The organism is Paenibacillus sonchi, assembly GCF_016772475.1.
Classification (GTDB): domain Bacteria; phylum Bacillota; class Bacilli; order Paenibacillales; family Paenibacillaceae; genus Paenibacillus_AQ; species Paenibacillus_AQ sonchi.
This window is the reverse complement of sequence record NZ_CP068595.1, coordinates 3908404-3928353: the sequence shown is the minus strand read 5'-3', so window position 1 is coordinate 3928353 and position 19950 is coordinate 3908404. Positions and strand designations below refer to the sequence as shown.

Here is a 19950-nt window from a genome sequence, read left to right as displayed (position 1 = left end):
TTAACAATTGCTGTAAGGGTTTCTCCGTATGGGTGGATTAGTATAGATGCGGCGAAGATGGGGGTGGATGGGATAGGCGAGTCTGGGGGGGGCGAGTCCAGATGGGGTAGTCTGGGATTGGTGCGTTCGGGTTGGGCTTGTCCAGCCCCCTTCTAGATATCCATGTCCTTGCCTGTATAGTCCACGAACCTGAATCGGCCTTGCGGAACAGTGCGCTGTTCTATCAGGCTGATAATGCCCCGGGCGCTGCGGCGCGGGTCTGTCGGTGCCTCTGCCCCGCCCATGTCCGTATGCATCCAGCCGGGATGCACACTGAGCACCTGTATGCCGCGTTCCTGCAAATATACATGCAGCTGCTGTGAGAACATATTCAGTGCCGTTTTGGAAAGGGCATAGGGATAGTCACCAGGGTACGCATTGGAGATACTTCCCGCTTCGGAGGAGATGTTGATGATCGAGCCTTCCGGTTCCGTGAGGAGCGGCAGTAAATGCTTCACCACCCGCATCGGCCCGTACAAATTAATATCCATCGTGGTCAGCATATCCTGCAGATCCAGCGCTTCAATCTGTGTGTCTCTGGCGGTCAGGACCGCCGCATTATTAATAATCGCGCCGAGCGTCCGTCCTTGCCCTTTCAACGCCGCGGCCAGCGTAGCAATTCCCGCTTCGTCCGTCACATCCAGTGCGGCTATGATCAGCTTCGCTCCATGGATTGCAACAAGTTGAGCCAATGCCTCCGGTTCCTGCCCGGGATGGCGGACTCCGGCGATGACTCCATGCCCGCGCTCCAGCGCTTCGGCAGCCAGCTCAGCACCCAGCCCCCTCCCGGCACCGGTAATTAGAATATTCAAAGTGCATCCTCCTGTCTTTACATCCGCTAGTTGTTGTCGTTCTCCAGCAGTTCCACCAGCACCTTCAATTCCTTGAACGTATCCATATAAGCATAACGCCCTCCGGTATACTCCCCCTTCTGCTGGAGCGGGAAGCCCTTGCCTTCAAGCAGCATGATCTTTTCCTTCATTCCTTCAACGACAAAAGCAATATGATGCGGACCTTCCCCATGCTCATTCAGGTAATCGCGCCACGTGCTCGGGTGATGATCGGGTTCAATCAGCTCCAGCTGCAGGGAACCCATATCGAAAAAAGCGAGCTTGGCCCGCGCTTCCGTCTTCCCGCCGTTATACCGGGTCTGAGCAATATCTGCCGTATCCGTCACAACAATATCCGGCTTTTCCAGTCCAAAAAAGTCTGCATATGCCCCGCTAACCTTCTCAATGTCGTTCACCAGAATTCCAATCTGTGTAATCACATGATTGCCCAGCCATCCTGACATGCATCATAACCTCCTTCTATTCTGACCAGTCTACCATACCTGCACGATGAAAAGGCTGTCAAGCCTGTGGGGGGAGGGCGGTTGCGGGCGGACCAGAGGTCAAATCTGGTAAATATTAGATTTTTTGTTTCGGTTCATTGGCGTCCGGTTATTTAATGGAATGTCTACAATACATCAAGGGGTGAAGAGCGATGGACCTTAAAAGAAGATCACGCCTGATGCAGCAGTTTATTTTTGTCGGGCCAACTTCGCTGTTTTTCTTTGTGATTGTACTGGTTCCATTCTTTTTGGGGCTTTACTACTCGTTTACCAGCTGGAACGGAATCTCGCGGCATGTCGAGTGGACCGGGCTGCGGAACTATATCCATATTTTCACCAAGGACCCTTCTTTCCTGAATTCATTCTGGTTCACGGCCAAGTTCACTTTTTTCGGCCTCGTGCTGACGAATCTGCTTGGCTTCATGCTCGCTTATGTGCTGACCCGCAAGCTGTTTACGCGCAATGTGCTGAGAACGGTATTTTTTGTCCCCCATGTCATTGGCGGCTTGCTGCTCGGGTTCATCTGGCAGTTTATCTTCGTCAGAGGGTTCGCCTCGGTGGGGCAGGCTACCGGCTGGTCCTTTTTTAATCTGCCGTGGCTCGGTACGGGAGTTACATCGTTTTGGGCTATAGTAATCGTTTTTGTCTGGCAAAATGCGGGTTATCTCATGGTGATCTACATCTCGGCCATCAACAACGTTCCGCAGAGCCTGATCGAAGCCTCCAAAGTGGACGGAGCCGGACGGATGCAGGCCTTGCGCCATGTTACCATTCCGCTGGTGATGCCGGCTGTAACCGTTTGCCTGTTCCTGTCCATCTCCTGGTCCTTCAAGCTGTTCGACCTGAACCTGTCGCTGACCAAAGGCGGCCCCTTCAAAGCCACCGAGTCAGTCGCGCTCAATATCTACAACGAGGCCTACACGATCAGCAGGTTTGGGATGGGTTCGGCCAAAGCGATGATTTTCTTCGTTATTGTCGCCGTCATCTCGCTGCTGCAGGTTAGGGCAACCAAGAAAAGAGAGGTGGAGCTGTAATGGAGACAACCGCCAAGAAATTCAATGTCCCCCTGCTGCTGACTGAACTGCTGATGATTCTGCTGGCTCTTGTCTTTCTGGTTCCGTTTTATTTCCTGCTGGCCAATTCGGTCAAAAGCTACAGCGAAATTCTGTCGGATTCCTCCGCGCTGCCCACCGTGTTCCAGTGGAATAACTACGCCGAAGCCTGGAAAGCTACTGATTTCCCGCACGCCTTCCTGAACTCTTTGGTCGTCACGGTGACCAGCAATGTGCTGCTGGCCTTTCTCTGCTCCATGTGTGCCTATAAAATGGTCCGCAACAACAGCAGGTATAACCGCATTCTTTATGTGGCTCTCGTGGCGGCGATGGTCATTCCTTTTCAGGCGATTATGATCCCGCTGGTGCAGATCGTCAGCCGGCTGGGTGTGATGGATTCGACGGCCGGCCTGATTCTGGCCTACTTGGGTTTTGGTGCTCCCATGACCGTCTTTCTTTTCCATGGATTTGTGAAATCCGTCCCGATCGATATCGAGGAGGCTTCGCGGGTGGATGGAAGCAGCCCTTACGGCACCTTTTTCCGGGTCGTTCTGCCGCTGATGCAGCCGATCATCGTTACCGTCATTATCCTGAACACCCTGTGGATCTGGAACGATTACCTGATGCCTTCGCTCATTCTGCAGGCCCCGGCGCTCCGCACCATTCCCATCGCCACCTACACTTTCTTCGGGCAGTATACGAAGCAGTGGGATCTGGCGCTTCCAGGTCTGGTGCTCGGGATTACGCCGGTGGTCCTCTTTTTCCTGCTGATGCAGAAGTATATTATTGAAGGCATTGCCCAAGGCTCTGTCAAGGGCTGAGAATAGCAGTAACTTTCAGGCAGAGAGGATGAATGAATATGAGAAAAAGCCGTGGACTTCTCCTCGCCTGCTCCCTGCTGCTGGCTGCGCTGACAGCCGGCTGCGGACGCGGCACGGACGAGGCGGGCGGAATCAAAACCGTGCATATCTACCAGTTCAAAGTCGAAATATCCGAAGCGCTGGCTAAGCTGAAGACTGAATTCGAGAAGGAACACCCGGACATCCGGCTGGAGATTCAGAGCGTCGGCGGCGGCAGCGACTATGGCGCCTCCCTGCGGGCGAAGTTTTCTTCCGGGGATAAGCCGGATATCTTCACCATCGGCGGCAATAATGAACGCGATATGTGGCTGGAATATCTGGAGGACCTGAGCGGGGAAGCCTGGGCCAGGGATGTGAAGCCGCTGGCCGCTGAACAAATGACCGTAAACGGCAAACTGTACGGCATGCCGATGAATTTGGAAGGGTACGGCTTCATTTATAATAAGGATCTGTTCAAGCAGGCCGGAATTACCCAAAAGCCGCTCACCCTGACCGCGCTGCGGGAGGCGGCTGAAAAGCTGAAGGCCGCGGGCATCACACCTTTTGCCAACGGGTATCAGGAATGGTTCGTGCTCGGCAACCACAATGTGAACATAGCCTTCGCCCAGCAGCCCGATCCTGAAAGCTTCATCGCCGGTCTGACGGACGGCACCAAGCACTTTGCCGGAGATCCCGTGTTCTCCAAGTGGCTTGATCTGCTGGACCTGACGGTAGAATACGGCAACAAGAACCCGCTCTCGACTGACTATAATACCCAGGTCACTATGGTGGCCAGCGGGGAGGCAGCGATGATGCAGCAGGGCAACTGGACCCAAGGCCAGATCGACGGCATTGACCCGGATCTGAATCTGGGCATCCTGCCGATGCCGATTGACGATACGCCGGATGACAACGACAAACTCTATGTAGGGGTCCCAAGCAATTGGGTCGTCAACAAGTTCTCCCCGTTAAGAAGGAGGCCAAAGTCTTCCTCAACTGGCTGGTCACTTCCGAAACGGGCAAAAAGTATATCACCAAGGAATTCCAGTTCATTCCTGCGCTCGACAGCATTCAGGGAACCAAGGAGGATCTGGGTGCCCTTGGTTCAGAGGTGCTGGAATATACGGATAAGGATCAGGCCTTGACCTGGAACTGGTCGCGTCTGCCTAACGGCATGCCGCAGGAATTATCCAGCAGCATCCAGGGTTATCTCGGCGGCAAGCTGACCAAAGAAGGAATGCTGAAGGAGTTCCAGGTCAACTGGGATAATCTCAGTGTGCAGTAATGGAGGTACGGCTGGACGAAATCCGGTTGTTGATTTCAGAGTGCCAAGGAGCATCCTGGGCGTGATTTTTCCTTCTGATTGTGCCTGTACTTTCTTTTGAGCGTGACTGATCGTGACACCATTTCCACTACCTTCTGCTGTACAGAGTGCAATAGATTCTATTTTTCCGCTGAATTTAGGAGAATCTGCTGTATAAAGTGCAATTGAACACTCCATGATCTTTATTTGCAGGAGATTCGAATCGACTCGGCGCATAAGCGGCTCGATAGGCCATCTTAGCTTTTCAGGCCAGCATGAAAGAATTATATGCTTGTACGCTTGCGGTATTCTGCCTGTATTCAGCCACACCCTGCTGCTGCGGAGAGGCCAAGTCGTGCAAAGCGGCCTGACCTCTGAAATTCTGACAGCCGGGGTGCTGAGCGATTTCTTTGAATCCGAAGTGATCGTGGAACGGCATGTAGACCGGGTCTATGTGCGTGCCGCTCAAAATTGACCGGCAGGACTGATTTCTTACAGCTCTTGTCCTCCCTGATAGACCGTTTCGTCCTGACGAACCTCCCTGCCCGCTGCTTTGGCTTGCTCAAGCAGCTTGGTAGCGTCATCTTGCGGCCTATATCCGATTAAGTCCTCCAGGTAACCGATGTTGTAATAGTTGTCGCTATTCGCAGAGGTACCGTATAGATTCAAATATTTCAGCCCCTCATCCGCTTCAATGCAGCAAACGATCAGTTGCAGCATGTCGCGTTCAGAAATCCAGATATGCCCCGCGCGTTCCGAATGAGGACGGTCGTCCCCGGGAAAGTTGCCGATTCGGATATTGAAAGATGAGATTTTGCCTTGGTCGGAATATAGGCGACCAAGCAGTTCAATATAGCATTTGCTCAGCCCGTAAAAGCTATCCGGCCGGTAAGGGTCCGTCGGCTCCGTTTTTTCATCTGTCTTATAAAAGCCGGTAGCATGGTTGGAACTGGCGAATACCATGCGCCGCACTCCGTTTTGCACCGCCGCTTCAAACAACTTGTACGCCCCACTCACATTTCCCGGCAGCACCTTTCCCAGGAAATCTTCATTATCCTTGATCCAGGCGAAATGAAGCACCGTATCGACACCCTGTGTCAACTCCGCCAGATGTGCTTCATCTGCGACATCCATTTGGAGGATCCCTTGTGATTCATCTGCTTGTATATCCGCACCCGCAACATCATACCGGCCGTTTTCCTGCAGCCCCCGGTAAATCACATTTCCTATTCTGCCCGCCGCTCCCGTTATCAATAGTTTACGTTTCACTGGTCACAAGCCCCTTTCCCGTTCCCGCCTTACACGAACTGGTTAACTGTTAGTTATTACCCGCAGGGATAAGGAAATATACAATGAATTCTACTATGATATCGCTGCAGCTCCTTACAATTTATTCGGATTTATTTCGAGCGGAGCGAAGTGATCTGTTTCGCAAGATAAGAAGGCGTATACGGCATGTCATTCCGCAGCCAGGCGATAATTGTACCAATCAAGGCGGCGGAGCCGTACCAGGTCGCAACATCCTTCTGTATAGATACTTGGGAAGTGTCGGCGGCACCCACCCTTTTCTCCACCCGTGCAGCAATCATATCAGCAATCAGATTGAACAGGCGATCCGAAAAAATCGAGCTTCGTCTTGAGGTAAGCACCGTCTTGTAGAATCTCGCATTTTCGGCAATATACTTAAGCAGGTTCTCAAGGACGGGCCAGTCCTCATGTTCTCCCGGCTCCGAATTCCCCGCATCATTGCTGTTCACTACCCTGGTTATGTCCTCGACCATTTCATCCGCCATCTTTTCCAGCATATCCGGGATATCCTTATAATGAAGATAAAAAGTAACCCGGTTAATTTTGGCCCGCTCTGCAATCCGGTTTACCGATATTTTCTGGACATTCATTTCTTCCATCAGTTCCACAACAGCATCTTTAAGCAGCTCACGCGTTCGGACTACACGGGGATCCGTACGGGGCGTTGTATGATTCATCCTGCTCTCTCCATTCTTCTACCTTTTACAGGTAGACTACATTTTCTTCAAATTTGTAGTTTTTCAGGCTGAAAAGCTACATATATCAACCGATTGTAAACTAATAAACACTTTCACGAAAATCGTTGCTTGCTTGCATGAAAATTTCATCTATAATCAACTTTATACATTGTAAACTATACAACACATTGTAAATTTAGTCTATGATCGGCGATTTGAAAGGATGGAGTGGAGTGAGTAACAAGACAGAAGCAATAAGCAGTTCCGTGAAAAAAGGCCCCATATTGTTCATTATGATTTTGGGCGCCTTTCTGGCGACACTGAACCAGACGGTTATGAGCGTTGCCACGCCGGAACTAATGCATGATTTTAATATTACGGCTGCTACGGCGCAATGGCTGACCACCGGCTATATGCTGGTTAACGGGGTACTCATCCCGATTACAGCCTTTCTGATGCAGCGGTTCACCACGCGTGAGCTGTTCCAGAGCTCGATGTTTATATTTTTGGCCGGAACGGTTGTATCGGCCCTGGCATCCAGCTTCCCCATTCTGCTGACCGGGCGAATGATTCAGGCCGCCGGCGCCGGGATTATTATGCCGCTGCTTACCAACGTCATCTTAACCCTCTTCCCCGCGAAAAACGGGGAGCAGCCATGGGTATGGTCGGGTTAGCCATTATTTTTGCACCTGCAATCGGCCCTACGCTGGCCGGATATATTTTGGAGCATTATTCATGGGAGACTATGTTTTACGGGATGCTCCCGCTGACTGCCATTGTAATTATCTGCGGATTTATCTATTTGAAGAATGTAGCGGAACGCTCGTACCCCAAAATTGACCTGGCCAGCGTCATCCTCTCCACCATCGGCTTCGGAACATTGCTGTATGGCTTCAGCCGGGCAGCCAGCGCCGGATGGTCGAGCGCAGAGGTAATCGCTACTCTGGCAGCCGGTGTCCTGTCGCTCGGTTTGTTCACCTGGCGGCAGCTGGCTTCTTCCAGACCGCTGCTTGATCTCCGGGTCTTTAAATACAACATGTTTTCGTTAACTACTATTATTAGTATCGCAGTTACGATCATCATGTATGCGGATATGATGCTCCTGCCTCTGTATCTGCAGAATGCCCGCGGCTATACAGCGATGGAATCCGGCTTGCTGCTGCTTCCCGGCGCGCTTGTCATGGGGCTGCTGATGCCGGTCACCGGCAAGCTGTTCGACCGGTTCGGAGCCAAATGGCTTGCCGTCACCGGTCTGCTGATCACCATTGTAACGACTCTGAGCTTTGTGAACCTGACGGATTCGACCAATTACACGTACCTGGTGCTGATGTCAACCGGCCGGCGGATCGGGATGGCATTGCTGCTCATGCCTATTCAGACCTTAGGCTTGAATCAACTGCCTTCCAAGCTGAATGCGCACGGAACGGCGATCTCCAATACGATCCGGCAAGTAGCGGGTGCCGTTGGAACTTCCCTGCTCGTCACCGTGATGACCAGCCGTACCACAACACACTTGATGGATATGATGGCTGCAGGGGGAGCAAAAGGGGCCTCTAAGGAACATATGATTATGGAAGCTTCTATCCAGGGGATCAACGATGCCTATCTCGTCATTGTAGGTATCGGCATTATCGGCTTGCTGCTGGCCTTCTTCATCAAACGGGTCGGGCAGGCTTCCGAGCAGGAGCCCGGAGCGCAGCTGAAGCAGGCTATTGCTGAAAAAGCGTGAGGGCTGCAAAAATGGCTCCAGAATCAAAACCACCCGTCCAACGGGTGGTTTGCTCTGAGGCTATAAGCCTCTGGTGCCGGCTAGCGTCTAAAGGCGCTGGCTTTCACTTCGTTCAAGCCACTATGCCTTTGCCTCTTTTGCTTCCCCTGAAGGGGTCCTTGGACTACTGGCTACCCCTTAAAGGGGTTCTCATACTCTTTCACACTCAGTTTATCCAGCGCAATATCGTGGCTTTCCTGCTCTTGGATATACTTTCTAATTGTTGCCTCATTGAGACCTACAGTGCTTACATAGTATCCTTCTGCCCAAAAATGACGATTCCCGTACTTGTACTTCAAATTTGCATGCTTATCGAAGATCATCAGCGCACTTTTCCCTTTCAGATATCCCATAAAACTTGAGACGCTCATTTTCGGCGGAATACTCACCAGCATATGAATATGATCCGGCATGAGGTGCCCTTCGATAATTTCTACCCCTTTATAGCCACAGAGTTGCTTTAGAATATCACGGATACTTTCCTTGTATTGATTGTAGATCACCTTTCGTCTATACTTTGGGGTGAATACGATATGGTATTTGCACATCCATTTGGTGTGTGCCATACCTTCTCTGGCTTGTGCCACAAAAATCACCTTCTCCTTTCGTTAGACATAGTAGCTTGAACAACTCTATTATAACGAATGAGTTTAGGTGATTTTTTGCTATAAGCCTGGACTACTCCACCCGCATAGCAGGTGGTTTTTTGTTTCGCACGCTTCGCGTACTCAACGGGCTGAAGCCCCTAATCATAACCACCCGTCCAACGGGTGGTTTGCTCTGAGGCTATAAGCCTCTGGTGCCGGCTAGCGTCTAAAGGCGCTGGCTTTCACTTCGTTCAAGCCACTATGCCTTTGCCTCTTTTGCCTACCCCTGAAGGGGTGCTTGGACTACCAGCTACCCCTTAAAGGGGTTTTCATACTCTTTCACACTCAGCTTATCCAGTGCAATATCGTGACTTTCCTGCTCCTGGATATACTTTTTAATCGTTGCTTCATTGAGACCTACCGTGCTTACATAGTACCCTTCTGCCCAAAAATGGCGATTCCCGTACTTATACTTCAAGTTTGCATGCTTATCGAAGATCATGAGCGCACTTTTCCCTTTCAGATATCCCATAAAACTCGAGACGCTCATTTTCGGTGGAATACTCACCAACATATGAATATGATCGGGCATGAGGTGTCCTTCGATAATCTCTACTCCTTTGTAGCCACAGAGTTGCTTTAGGATATCTCGGATACTTTCTTTGTATTGATTGTAGATCACCTTTCGTCTATACTTTGGGGTGAATACGATATGGTACTTGCACATCCACTTGGGTTGTGCCATGCCTTCTCTGGCTTGTCCCACAAAAACCACCTTCTCCTTTCGTTAGACATAGTAGCTTGAACACTCCTATTATAACGATCGCATCAGGTGGTTTTTTGCTATAAGCATCACTACACCACCCGCATAGCAGGTGGTTTTTTGTTTCGCACGCTTCGCGTACTCAACTGGCTAAAGCCACTAAACAAAAACGGCTGTGCCGTCCTCCACGGGACAGCGCAGCCGTCTTGGTTCTAGCGTTACCTGGAGAACGATTCCCCATGAATCCTACGGCAACACTTTAAGTGGAAAAAGGTTAACTAATTTGCCGGAGTACCCTACCCTCGGGTAGATGAAGTGGAAAAAGGGACACTAATTCAGCCCATTTCGCCATTGGACCGGAAATGTGGCCCAATTAGATTTACTTTTTCCACTTAAACCTCAGAATTTCTTATTTTTCGGAAAAATAAGTTCCCTTTTTCCAACTAGCACCTGCGAAGAAGCCGGTAAAGACGGATCGCCCTATTCCTTCGCGATCGATCCGCAGCCGTTACGGACAGGAGAGCCGTTATGGATAGAAGATTCGGCTATTCCGCAGGACTAACGGACTGAGTGTGCTTCTGTCAATAGAGTGGACACAGTAAAATCAGTTTGCGAGTGCAAGATTGCTGTAATATAATGCCTCAAAGCGATCCGGTGAAAGATAACCCAGCTTACTGTGTATTCGTTTTCGGTTGTAGAAGAACTCAATATACCGGAACAACTGGTTCTGTGCTTCTTTTTGCGTTTGGAATTTTCTGCGGTAGATGAGTTCTCGTTTGAGAATACTGTGAAACGATTCAATGCAAGCATTGTCGTAGCAGTTCCCTCGGCGGCTCATGCTGCGAATCATATGGTATCCCTTGAGCTTCTTCCGGTACTCTACAGAGGCGTACTGACTTCCGCGGTCGGAATGGTGGATCAGTCCTTTCCCGGGCTTCTGTGCGTTGTAGGCCTTGTCCAGGGCCGCTGAAACCAATTCGACTTTCATTCGGTTGCCGAGCTGCCAGCCGACAATCTTGCGTGTGTACAAATCTAAAACGCTCGCCAAATAGATCGTGCCTTGGCGTGTTCGGATATAGGTAATATCCGTGACCCATACTTGGTTGGGTCTAGTACACACGTCGAAATGTTGGTTTAGCCAATTCGGGGCAATCGGGAAGTCGTGGTTCGAATCAGTCGTCTGAACTTTAAATTTCCCCATTGCTTGGGAACGAAGATTGTGCTCTCGCATGAGTCGGCCTACCGTTTTCTCCCCACGGTAAACCCTTCTTGCTGGAGCTTCTTTGTGATTTTGGGGCTACCGTAAATTTCACCGTTGTCATGAAAGTGGTATTCAATGCGCTGTACGAGCCGTTCCCGATGCTTCATGCGCTCACTGGGAGGGGTCGCCCGCCACTTGTAATATCCACTTCGGGAGACTCCGAGTACGCTGCACATCTTCTCAATACGGAACACGGAGCGATGTTCCTCAATAAACTGGAACTTCAGTCCCGGTCTTTGCTGAAGATGTGCATCGCCTTTTTTAGGATGGCGACCTCCTCCTCCAGATCCTTATTCTTTTGCTCGAGATCCGCAATTTGTTGTTCTTGGGCACGCAGTTTCCCGCTCCCTACAAACGGTTCATTGGGGAACTGCCGAAACTTCATCATCCAATCTTTGAGCGTTCCTTTCGGAATGTTGAGTTCTAGGGCAATCTCGTCCATGGATTTCCGTTGTTCTTGGATGTACTTTACGGTTTCTTCTTTGAACTCTTTGTTATATCGCTTCCGTTCGACCACGGTTACCACCTCTTCTAAAGTTTATTCTATTATCTATGGGGGTGTTTCCCGTGTCCACTTTTTAGTCTAATTCAGAGATGCCTTTATTTATCCCTTTCCCCTTCATTCCAGGCTCATTCGAACGAAATAACGACTCCTGAGTCCGTAACTGCTGAAAAAGTGAGATTTTTGGCAAAATAAGGTCCCCTCAGTCCGCATCAGTCTGCGGATGGAACCCAACCCTACTGCATCGCTTATATCCTGTGTGGCTTCCAAGATATCCACATTTTTTCACACTGTATTACAGTTAAATAAGGGGGAAGTCAGTTCCCCCAAAACATATAAATTTTTAAAAAAGAGATCAACGGTAACTCCGTTGATCTCTTTTTGCCGGCTTGCTCTACTTTTCTTGACCGGATTTCGCTGCCGGCCCTTCACACTCATTCGTCTTCTCTGTCCGCTTCACTCCGCAGACGACCTGATTTCTTCTGTGCCTTTGAAGCTTCCATGTGAATCAGGGTTTATTCTCCACTTCTGACGCATTTCATCTGTTCGATACTCCTCTAAAGTAAGTTTGGAGCCATCCCCGGATATGGCCAGAGCCAGATGTTGGTGAGCAGAGATAATGGCAGCCGAGCCATCCTCATTCTTACGGATGATCCACCGCTGATTATTGTAGCCCAGATAAGTATAGAGCTGAATGGTATTCCGTCCTGTGTCCAGATCAAGCGCCTGTCCGGCGGTCGTGCGGATGGAGTAGGAGCCTGCTTCATCTCCTGTCGGCACAAACACCCATTTCTGATCCGTGGCTTCATTGGCATTCCGCACTTTAACAGCTTCGCTATTTGTCAGGCTGTCTGTATACAGGGATCTCCCGGATGCAGTATTCACCAGGCTTGAGGTCATCAAGTCCGCTGGCGCTCCCCCGGTCACCTTTACATTCTGAAAAGAAGCCTCCCCGCCAAAAACATGAAGCCCGAAATGGCCCTCCGCAAACGTACCGTCCTTCAGGTCCATGATCTGCCGTCCTCCCATATACACGATGATGCGCGGGCCTTCCGCTTGAATCTTGATGTTGTAGGTTTGACCCGGCAGGATAAAGGCCGGAAATTTCGCCAGAACCTGCCGATCCTCGAACCGCCCGTCGAGCTTGTAGAACAGGCGGACAGACTTCATGTTAGGGTCCAGATTCAAGTAGTAGCCGCTGCGCCCATCCCCGCTTGCACGGAACAGAAGCGAACCTGCCCCGCCGGATTCACCAAGCTTCATGCCGGCTTCATACGTAAAATTACCCGCCTGCTCTTGGGCCATGTTATTTGCGTCGCTGGAGTATTTCCCGCGCATGCCATCCCCTGTGGCGATCCATGAAGCCATGGACAAGTCCTTGGTCCAGCCGCTGAGGTTGGTATGAAATTCGCCGCCGTATACTTTTACCACCAGGCTGGCAGAAGCCTTGCCGTTCGGGGTGGATACCGTAATGACGGCCTCCCCTGCTTTTTTCGCCTGAAGGGTTGCCTGGGAAAAATCCGCTGCACTGATACCAGCCACCTCTTCATTGCTCGACTTCCACCTCAGCGGGTGAACACCGCTGCCGGGCCCGTTCTCCACTGCCGCCTGCAGCGTCACGCTGTCCCCGGCCTCCAGTTCACGGTCAGCGGTATCCATAGTAATCCGGGTGGCTGCGCCGCTGTCTGAATTCCATACCGGTCCCAGCTTATTCACTTTCAGCGATATCACCTTCACCATGCCCCCCTGGCTATAAAAGCTCATTGCCCTGCTGGCCGGGTCAGGAAAAATGACTTCAGAGAACACCGCCTTGCCCCCATTGCCAAAAACTTCAACAGAAGATTCATCCACCAAAATCCGCAGCTTGATCCGCTTGTTCTCCGCTGTCATAGCCGCTTCATGCCTTGTACTAAAAAGACTGGAGAAATCGGTTACCCCGGAAGCGGACCGGTCAACGAATAGCTGGCTTTCGCCTACCTTGTAGCCGACAACCGTCTTCTGATCCGCTCCTTCGCGCACGTTAAACCCAAACTCTGTTGCGGTGCTGCCGTCCGGGATCTCCAGTTCGGCTTCAATTTCATACGCACCGGCTATGAGACCCTTCAGCAGGTTGGGAGAAGAAGAACTGACCCTCTTATCCGCTGCAGTGAACAGCCTGCTCCGCAGCTGCTCTATTTCCTTAACCGGACTCTGGGCAAGCCGAAGCCCCTCAGGGGTCATGACCAGGGTAACCTCTCTTGGAACCGTCAGCTCACCCTTCCAGCCTGAAGTCGGGAAAGCAAACGGATAATCCCAGTTGGACATCCACGCCAGCATCACTCTGCGCCCATCCGGCATGTCCGAGAACGACATGGAGGCATAATACTCTTTGCCAAAGTCTGTCCGCAAGACCTTTCCGGCCGGATTGTCGTTCACGAATTTACCTTCAGCCGTCAGACTCCCCACAAAATATTCCGAGTCCGAACCTCCAGTTGCCGGATTCGCGCCCGTGCTGATCATGAGCACCCATTTCTTCTGCGATGTCCCCTGTACAGTCAGCGGGAACAAGTCCGGGCATTCCCATACACCGCCCCGGACATAATCCCCATACCCCCAATTATCGGTCAACGTCCAGTCCAGCAAATTGGTTGAGGTGAAAAACCGGATATGATCGCCACCGGACACCACCATCACCCAGCGGTTATTCTCGTCATCCCGGACCACCTTGGGATCGCGGAAATCCCAGCCTCCCGGATCTTCTCCGTTTTTGCCGGGGTTCTCAATCACAATCGGACGGTCCTTGGCATATTCCCAGGTGCGCCCCTTATCCTTGCTGTAAGCCAGGCCAATCCGCTGGTTGCCGTTCGGGCCATCCGGGTTATAGGAAGTATAATAGGCAATCAGGCCTTTGCCGCCCGAATCTGTGAACAGACCTGATGCATTCGCTGCATCCGCTACAGCAGCCCCGGACCAGACATGCCCGTAATCATTCCATGGAAGGGCGACCGGCAGGCGTTTCCAGTTCAGCATATCCTTGCTGACGGCATGAGCCCATGTGCCTCCATCCTGATGGAAAAGATGGTATTCGCCTTCGAAATAGACCAGCCCGTTCGGGTCACTGGCGGAACCGCGGACCGGCGAATAATGATACCGGGGACGGAAAGTTTCATTATAGTAGCTGTCCGCGTCCGTGAGATAGGTTTCCTGAAAGTAAGCGTTTCCCGTTTTCACCACAAGTCCGGCGTGTCCGGTTGAATACGCAGTGTCTTTTATATCTATTGCCGCCGGTGTATACCCGTCGATGAACACTTGAATCCGGCTGCCCTTGGCCTTGATTTCCACCTGATGCTTGGCTCCGGTTCTGCTCGGATAAGTGTGCTCTGAGCTTGCAACTACAGTTCCGTCCGCTTTTGTCAGCTTGACACGGACCTGGTCCCCTTCCTTGGCAAGGGTGGCTTCATAGCCGCGGACGCCATCGGCAGAGGAACGGAAAGCCAGTGCCGCAGCAGCATTGGAACCCAAAGAGACGGTTCCTTCATATACCAAATCAGCGGCTTGCCTGGTATAGATCCGCTGTGCTTTGCTCCCTTTTACAGAAGTACCTTTTTGACCCCTGAGGTCAGGCTGCCACTGTCCTTTATTCATAAGCACCGGACCCAGGTTTCCTTTCAGATCACTTACCGTTATATTCTGGAACAGAGCAGAACCATCCCGCACATGGAGTCCAAGACGGCCGGAACGGTATGTACTGTCCTGAATCTCGATCACAGGCTTGTACTGATTCCCCCAATATACCTTCAGCGATGACCCTTCAGCCTTTACTTTGAGATGATAGATTTCCCCTTCCTTGAGGGAAACCTGTCGTTCTTCGTATAATTTGCCCGCCCCGCCTGCGGCATCTTTCAGGCGGATCAACCCGGCCCCGGGTGCAAGCTGCAGCATATACGAATTCTTCCCGCCATCATCCGAACGGAAGATCAAAGAAGTATCCGCTTTCAATTCCTTGAGCATCACATCGGCTTCGTACAAAAAATCCTCTGCCGCTGTTTCGGAAACAGCCATTACATTTTGCTGCGGATCGGATGTCAGCAACAGCCCTTCTGCGGTATTCTCCATCTCTCCCTTTCCTTTGACTTGCCATCCTGTCAGATTTGTTATTACATTGGCAGCGTTCTCATTAATAGCAAGCCCCTCCTTGTCCGTTTCCCCTGTCCCCTGATCTGCTGGCGCAGCCCAGCCTGTGGCAGGATTTGCCGCATACATGCCCGATGAAACCGCCACGGTTCCTATAACCAGCAGAAAGCACAGTACTGTCCTGAATTTCTTCCTCATCTGTTGTCCTCCATTTCTCGTCTGCGCAATGTCCACCCTCTTATTAAAAAGCTGGCCAGTTACAGTTGCATAACTGGCCGGATGCATCTATTTTGGGATTTGAACGTGATCACTTTATCCCTTTTTCTAATTTTCAAGTTCCATCTATATAGAACCCTGATTGTTCCATGCCGCAAGCCCCAAGGCCAGAGCCCCGTATAATCCCGCCTGATGGCCGAGACCCGGTGGAACAATATACTCATCCATGTGTTCCAGAATGGCACTTGAGCTGACATAACCGTTCAGGCTCTGGAGCACCGCCTGCCGGATCAGCGGGAACAGCTGCTGCTGCTGCATAACGCCGCCGCCCAGAATAATTTTGTGCGGAGAGAGAAGTAAAATGGCACTGGTTATGGACTGGGCAATATAGAAGGCTTCTATTTCCCAAGCGATATGGTTCTTCGGCAGCTCGTGGCCCTTTTTCCCCATCTGGCTTCAATGGCAGGACCTGCCGCCATCCCTTCGAGGCAGTCCCCATGATACGGGCACACACCTGCAAATTCATCTTCAGGATGCCGTCTGGTCAGCACATGCCCGCCCTCAGGATGTACCAGGCCATGGATGATTTTGCCTTCCGAATACACGCCGACACCAACACCTGTGCCTACGGTATAGTACAAACAGCTGGACAATCCTTGCGCAGCCCCCCACTTGGCTTCGCCATATGCTGCTGCATTGACATCGGTATCCCAGCCAAAGGGGACCGGAAAGGCACGCCGTAAAGTCCCCAGCAGATCGTAATCCGACCACCCCGGCTTAGGGGTTGTCGTAACGTAGCCGTAAGTCGGACTCTCCGGGTTGATATCGATCGGACCAAAGGAGCCCACTCCGATCGCCTCTACCTGTTTGTCTTGAAAATATTCAATCACCCGGGGTAGGGTCTGAGCCGGATGTCCGGTTGGAAGGCTGAGCCGGTTCAGGATTTCCCCGTTTTCATCCCCGATCCCTAACACGAATTTGGTTCCGCCTGCTTCAATGGCTCCTATACGCATTCCGTCAGCCCTCCGATTTCCGGTCATCGCCAATTGCGGCAGGCAGAGCTAATTTGTAGACCTCCAGTGAAAGAAACGGCGTCTCTTCATGTTCGGCAAATGCAGCAATACCCGCAGATTCAGGCTTAGGGAAGATAAGATCTGTAATGACCGCCTGGCCCCCATTGCCGAACACTTCAACTGAAGTACGGTCGACATAAATGCAAAGATCATGGATCTCTCCCGGAGCCTGCAACGCCGCCGAATGACGTCCGGGGAACCGCTCATGGAAACCGGTCAGGCCGGAAGCCGCCCGGTCTACATACAGCTCTCCGGTCTGCGCATCAATTCCGGTCACGGTTTCTTCCCCCGTCCCGACTCTTACCTTGAATCCGGCAGACATGCCACGGGGCAGCTTCGCGGCGATCCCGTAAGCATCCAGCTGAAGACCGGCTAAGGAAGCATTGATTTCCTGCACAGTAACGTCTTTGAGTGAAAGCACCGGGATGCGGGCCGCCTCCAGTTCTTGGGCCGGCTTCTGAACGAGCAGGATTTTCCCTTCTCTGGATTCAAGATACAGCTCTCTTGGCAGGGTCATCGCTCCCCGGAACTCTTCTGCCGGAGTCTGCTGTGCATACATCCAGTTGCTCATCCAGCCGATAAACAGGCGTCTTCCATCCGCTTCAGGCACATCCGACCAGCTTACTCCTGCGTAATTGTCCCTTCCATAATCCAGCCAGCGGATCGTCCGGGAATCCTCGTCCGGAGTAAACACGTATCCATCAAAATTACCAGTGAAGTACTGCGTTCTGGAGCCTTCAGCAAAAGCGGGGTCCGCGCCGATACTCACCAGCATCAGCCATTTGAGGTTCGATGTGTCTCCATCCACTTGCAGCGGGAACAAGTCCGGGCATTCCCACACACCGTCATGAGAGCCGATGCCCTTGCCGAATTCACTGGCAAATGTCCAATGGATCAGATCCGGGGAATGATACAGGCATACCGTTTGACCGCAAGCAACGATCATTACCCATTTGTCTGTTTCCGGGTTCCAGAACACCTTCGGATCACGGAAATCGATAAAGGCATCATCCTCCAGCACGGGATTGCCTTCGTATTTGGTCCAGGTTCTGCCGTTATCATGGCTGTAAGCGAGACTTTGGCGCTGAACTGGTGGTTGCCCTTCGGGCATATCCAGGTGATGGGTAAAGATGGAAACCAGTCCCGGCTTATCCGCAAAAAATCCCGTCGTATTGTTCCAGTCCACAACAGCACTTCCCGAGAAAATCATCCCGAGCTCATCCGGAAAAAGTGCGACAGGCAGCTCTTCCCAGGTGACAAGATCCTTGCTGACCGCATGGCCCCAGTGCATGGCCCCCATGGTCATTCCATCCGGATGATGCTGGAAAAACAAATGATATTCTCCTTCAAAATAGACCATCCCGTTCGGGTCGTTCATCCACTTGGCCTTGGGCGAGAAATGATAGACCCCCCGGTAGTTTTGTTTTGTGCTAGCTGGCATGATGGCTCTCTCCTTTTCTCCACTCTATTGTTTATTTTTTGGTTGCTCTGTCATAACCGTCTTGTTTGATTTTCAGCCATTCCTGCAGGCCAAGACGGTCCAGCTCTTTCAGATATTCTCCCCACTGCTCATTCACTTTGCCGTTCTGGTACCATTCTGTACGCATTCTAAGGACGTAGGCGAACAAATCCGTTTCAATCGTCGTCAGGCGGTCCAGCTCTTCAATCGAATTGAACACGCTTGGCATTACATTCTCCGCTTTCATCTTTGGCGCCATGATGTTTTTGATAATATCCATTCTGCCTTTGGCATCATCCGGCATGGTGGTATATTTGCCATAGTAGGAATCCAGGACAGCCAGCGGCCCGCCGATGCTTGTTTTCTCGCGAAGCTCAACAGGAGCCGCACCTTCCAGCGGCAGATGCTTCAGCATGCCTTTGGCCTCATCCAATTCGAAGATGTTCTGCTGCGTTTCATCCCCGTAGGTGCCCCAGTTGTCCTGTACGGATTGGAGCGGATCATACAGCTGGTCCACCCATTTCGCCGTCGTTTCCAGGTTTTTGTTGGCGCTCGTCAAGACCATTTTGCCGCGGCCAAGACCCAGCCCGTTGGTTCTCGTTACGTTAACTTCACCATCCGGGCCGGCGAGCGGCGGCATTACATCATAGGCATCATTAGCTCCGGAGATGTTAGCTTTATCCCAAGAGAAGTACAGGCCGTAGCGTTGCTCCTTCCCTTTGGCCAGATACGTACTCCAGTCCTGCGTGTAAGCCTCGATGTCAATAAGCCCTTCTTTGTACAGCTCATTAATAAATGAAATAGCGTTTTTGTAGCCTTCTTCCGCAGCGGTAAAGATCACTTTGCCGTCATCGCTTACCACCGCATGGTCGGGGTTCTCCCCAAGCCCGAAGGAAGCAAAGAGGAAGGCCAGATCTTCCGCACCCGGCTTATTGATGAAGGACAGCGGGATTTCATCCGCCTGGCCGTTGCCGTTCGGGTCCTGGGTTTTGAACGCGATCAGCACTTTTTTCAGCTCATCCGTCGTTTTCGGCATCTCCAGGCCCAGCTTCTTCAGCCATTCGACGTTAATCCAAGGCATGCTGTCTACAGCCTGAATCCGCTCTTTGCCGTTGCCCAGCTCTTCAATCCAGGGAAAGGCATAGATATTGCCGTCCGGCGCCGTAATCATGCTCTTGTATTCAGGAGCTTCTTCCAGTACCTTTTTAAAGTTGGGCATATTCTTCTCGATCAGATCGTTCAGCGGAATGATCGTACCGTCTTTGGCGAGCTTCAGCAGTTCATAATCACTATAATCAGCATTAAAAATTGCATCGGGAAGGTCGCCGCTGGCCACCGCCAGGTTTCTTTTTTCCACAAATACGTCCTTGGTGAAGTTTTTCCAGTTAATATGAACATTTGTTTTTTCTTCAAGGCGTTTATTGATCAGCTTGTCATTCGGGTCGGCCGGGGCCAGCGGGGAGCTTTGGGTAATAAAGTTCAGGGTAACTTTGCCGCTGGGGTCTTGTTCTTTACTGGCTGCACTTCCTCCTCCGCCGCCGCTGCATGCACTAAGGAACATGAGAGAGGCAAGCACAGACGCTGAAGCTGCTTTGGTTACCACTTTTGATTTTGTCGGTTTTTTCATGGACACATGACCTCCTGAGTAGGATGAATG

At 51.5% G+C, this 19950-nt stretch carries 12 protein-coding genes and 4 pseudogenes; 5 read left to right on the top strand and 11 right to left on the bottom strand.

What is annotated here, in order from left to right:
• Nucleotides 1–152: 152 nt before the first annotated feature.
• Nucleotides 153–851: an SDR family oxidoreductase gene (locus tag JI735_RS17415; protein WP_039836709.1), complete on the bottom strand. Its 699-nt coding sequence runs from the start codon at nt 849–851 to the stop codon at nt 153–155.
• 26 nt (nt 852–877) lie between these two features.
• Nucleotides 878–1333, bottom strand: coding sequence for a VOC family protein (locus JI735_RS17410; RefSeq protein ID WP_039836708.1), 456 nt, complete (start codon nt 1331–1333; stop codon nt 878–880).
• Nucleotides 1334–1524: 191 nt separating this feature from the next.
• On the opposite strand from JI735_RS17410, the gene JI735_RS17405 reads away from it, so the two are divergent.
• From JI735_RS17405 to JI735_RS17390, 4 genes and pseudogenes are all read left to right on the top strand, one after another.
• Nucleotides 1525–2406 carry a carbohydrate ABC transporter permease gene (locus tag JI735_RS17405; RefSeq protein WP_039836706.1) on the top strand — a complete coding sequence of 294 codons (882 nt, stop codon included), beginning with the start codon at nt 1525–1527 and terminating at the stop codon, nt 2404–2406.
• Nucleotides 2406–3245 carry a carbohydrate ABC transporter permease gene (locus tag JI735_RS17400; protein WP_039836705.1) on the top strand — a complete coding sequence of 280 codons (840 nt, stop codon included), beginning with the start codon at nt 2406–2408 and terminating at the stop codon, nt 3243–3245. Before JI735_RS17405 ends, JI735_RS17400 begins: the two co-directional genes overlap by 1 nt.
• Before the next feature lie 38 nt (nt 3246–3283).
• A pseudogene (locus tag JI735_RS17395) lies at nt 3284–4548 on the top strand (ABC transporter substrate-binding protein).
• Between the two features lie 310 nt (nt 4549–4858).
• The gene (locus JI735_RS17390) at nt 4859–5041 is read left to right on the top strand and encodes a hypothetical protein (RefSeq protein ID WP_039836698.1); all 183 of its coding nucleotides are present in this window, start codon (nt 4859–4861) and stop codon (nt 5039–5041) included.
• 17 nt (nt 5042–5058) lie between these two features.
• Here the strand turns inward: JI735_RS17390 and JI735_RS17385 are convergent, their stop codons facing one another.
• Together JI735_RS17385 and JI735_RS17380 are read right to left on the bottom strand one after the other, a co-directional pair.
• Nucleotides 5059–5835, bottom strand: a complete 777-nt coding sequence (locus tag JI735_RS17385) for an NAD-dependent epimerase/dehydratase family protein (protein ID WP_039836697.1) — start codon at nt 5833–5835, stop codon at nt 5059–5061.
• Between the two features lie 131 nt (nt 5836–5966).
• Nucleotides 5967–6551: a TetR/AcrR family transcriptional regulator gene (locus tag JI735_RS17380; protein WP_039836695.1), complete on the bottom strand. Its 585-nt coding sequence runs from the start codon at nt 6549–6551 to the stop codon at nt 5967–5969.
• Nucleotides 6552–6754: 203 nt separating this feature from the next.
• On the opposite strand from JI735_RS17380, the pseudogene JI735_RS17375 reads away from it, so the two are divergent.
• Nucleotides 6755–8280 (top strand): annotated as a pseudogene (locus JI735_RS17375) (DHA2 family efflux MFS transporter permease subunit).
• 170 nt (nt 8281–8450) lie between these two features.
• Here the strand turns inward: JI735_RS17375 and tnpA (JI735_RS17370) are convergent.
• From tnpA (JI735_RS17370) to JI735_RS17330, 7 genes and pseudogenes are all read right to left on the bottom strand, one after another.
• On the bottom strand, nt 8451–8885 hold the full coding sequence (gene tnpA / locus JI735_RS17370) for an IS200/IS605 family transposase (protein WP_039836700.1): 435 nt from the start codon (nt 8883–8885) through the stop codon (nt 8451–8453).
• Nucleotides 8886–9216: 331 nt separating this feature from the next.
• The gene (gene tnpA / locus JI735_RS17365) at nt 9217–9651 is read right to left on the bottom strand and encodes an IS200/IS605 family transposase (RefSeq protein ID WP_202677613.1); all 435 of its coding nucleotides are present in this window, start codon (nt 9649–9651) and stop codon (nt 9217–9219) included.
• Nucleotides 9652–10273: 622 nt separating this feature from the next.
• A pseudogene (locus tag JI735_RS38145) lies at nt 10274–11447 on the bottom strand (IS3 family transposase).
• 441 nt (nt 11448–11888) lie between these two features.
• Nucleotides 11889–15743, bottom strand: coding sequence for a GH32 C-terminal domain-containing protein (locus JI735_RS17345; protein WP_202676235.1), 3855 nt, complete (start codon nt 15741–15743; stop codon nt 11889–11891).
• Between the two features lie 144 nt (nt 15744–15887).
• Nucleotides 15888–16774, bottom strand: a pseudogene (locus tag JI735_RS17340) (ROK family protein).
• 4 nt (nt 16775–16778) lie between these two features.
• A complete protein-coding gene (locus JI735_RS17335) occupies nt 16779–18275 on the bottom strand; it encodes a glycoside hydrolase family 32 protein (RefSeq protein WP_039833711.1) in 1497 nt (498 codons plus the stop codon).
• Nucleotides 18276–18306: 31 nt separating this feature from the next.
• Nucleotides 18307–19920, bottom strand: a complete 1614-nt coding sequence (locus JI735_RS17330; RefSeq protein ID WP_039833710.1) for an ABC transporter substrate-binding protein — start codon at nt 19918–19920, stop codon at nt 18307–18309.
• Nucleotides 19921–19950: the final 30 nt, after the last annotated feature.

What these genes read in the sequence shown, in the direction of transcription:
- JI735_RS17410 (WP_039836708.1), bottom strand. Translation starts at nt 1,333, where the DNA reads ATGTCAGGATGGCTGGGCAATCATGTGATTACACAGATTGGAATTCTG.
- JI735_RS17405 (WP_039836706.1), top strand. Translation starts at nt 1,525, where the DNA reads ATGGACCTTAAAAGAAGATCACGCCTGATGCAGCAGTTTATTTTTGTC.
- JI735_RS17400 (WP_039836705.1), top strand. Translation starts at nt 2,406, where the DNA reads ATGGAGACAACCGCCAAGAAATTCAATGTCCCCCTGCTGCTGACTGAA.
- JI735_RS17380 (WP_039836695.1), bottom strand. Translation starts at nt 6,551, where the DNA reads ATGAATCATACAACGCCCCGTACGGATCCCCGTGTAGTCCGAACGCGT.
- tnpA (WP_039836700.1), bottom strand. Translation starts at nt 8,885, where the DNA reads ATGGCACACACCAAATGGATGTGCAAATACCATATCGTATTCACCCCA.
- tnpA (WP_202677613.1), bottom strand. Translation starts at nt 9,651, where the DNA reads ATGGCACAACCCAAGTGGATGTGCAAGTACCATATCGTATTCACCCCA.
- JI735_RS17345 (WP_202676235.1), bottom strand. Translation starts at nt 15,743, where the DNA reads ATGAGGAAGAAATTCAGGACAGTACTGTGCTTTCTGCTGGTTATAGGA.
- JI735_RS17335 (WP_039833711.1), bottom strand. Translation starts at nt 18,275, where the DNA reads ATGCCAGCTAGCACAAAACAAAACTACCGGGGGGTCTATCATTTCTCG.
- JI735_RS17330 (WP_039833710.1), bottom strand. Translation starts at nt 19,920, where the DNA reads ATGAAAAAACCGACAAAATCAAAAGTGGTAACCAAAGCAGCTTCAGCG.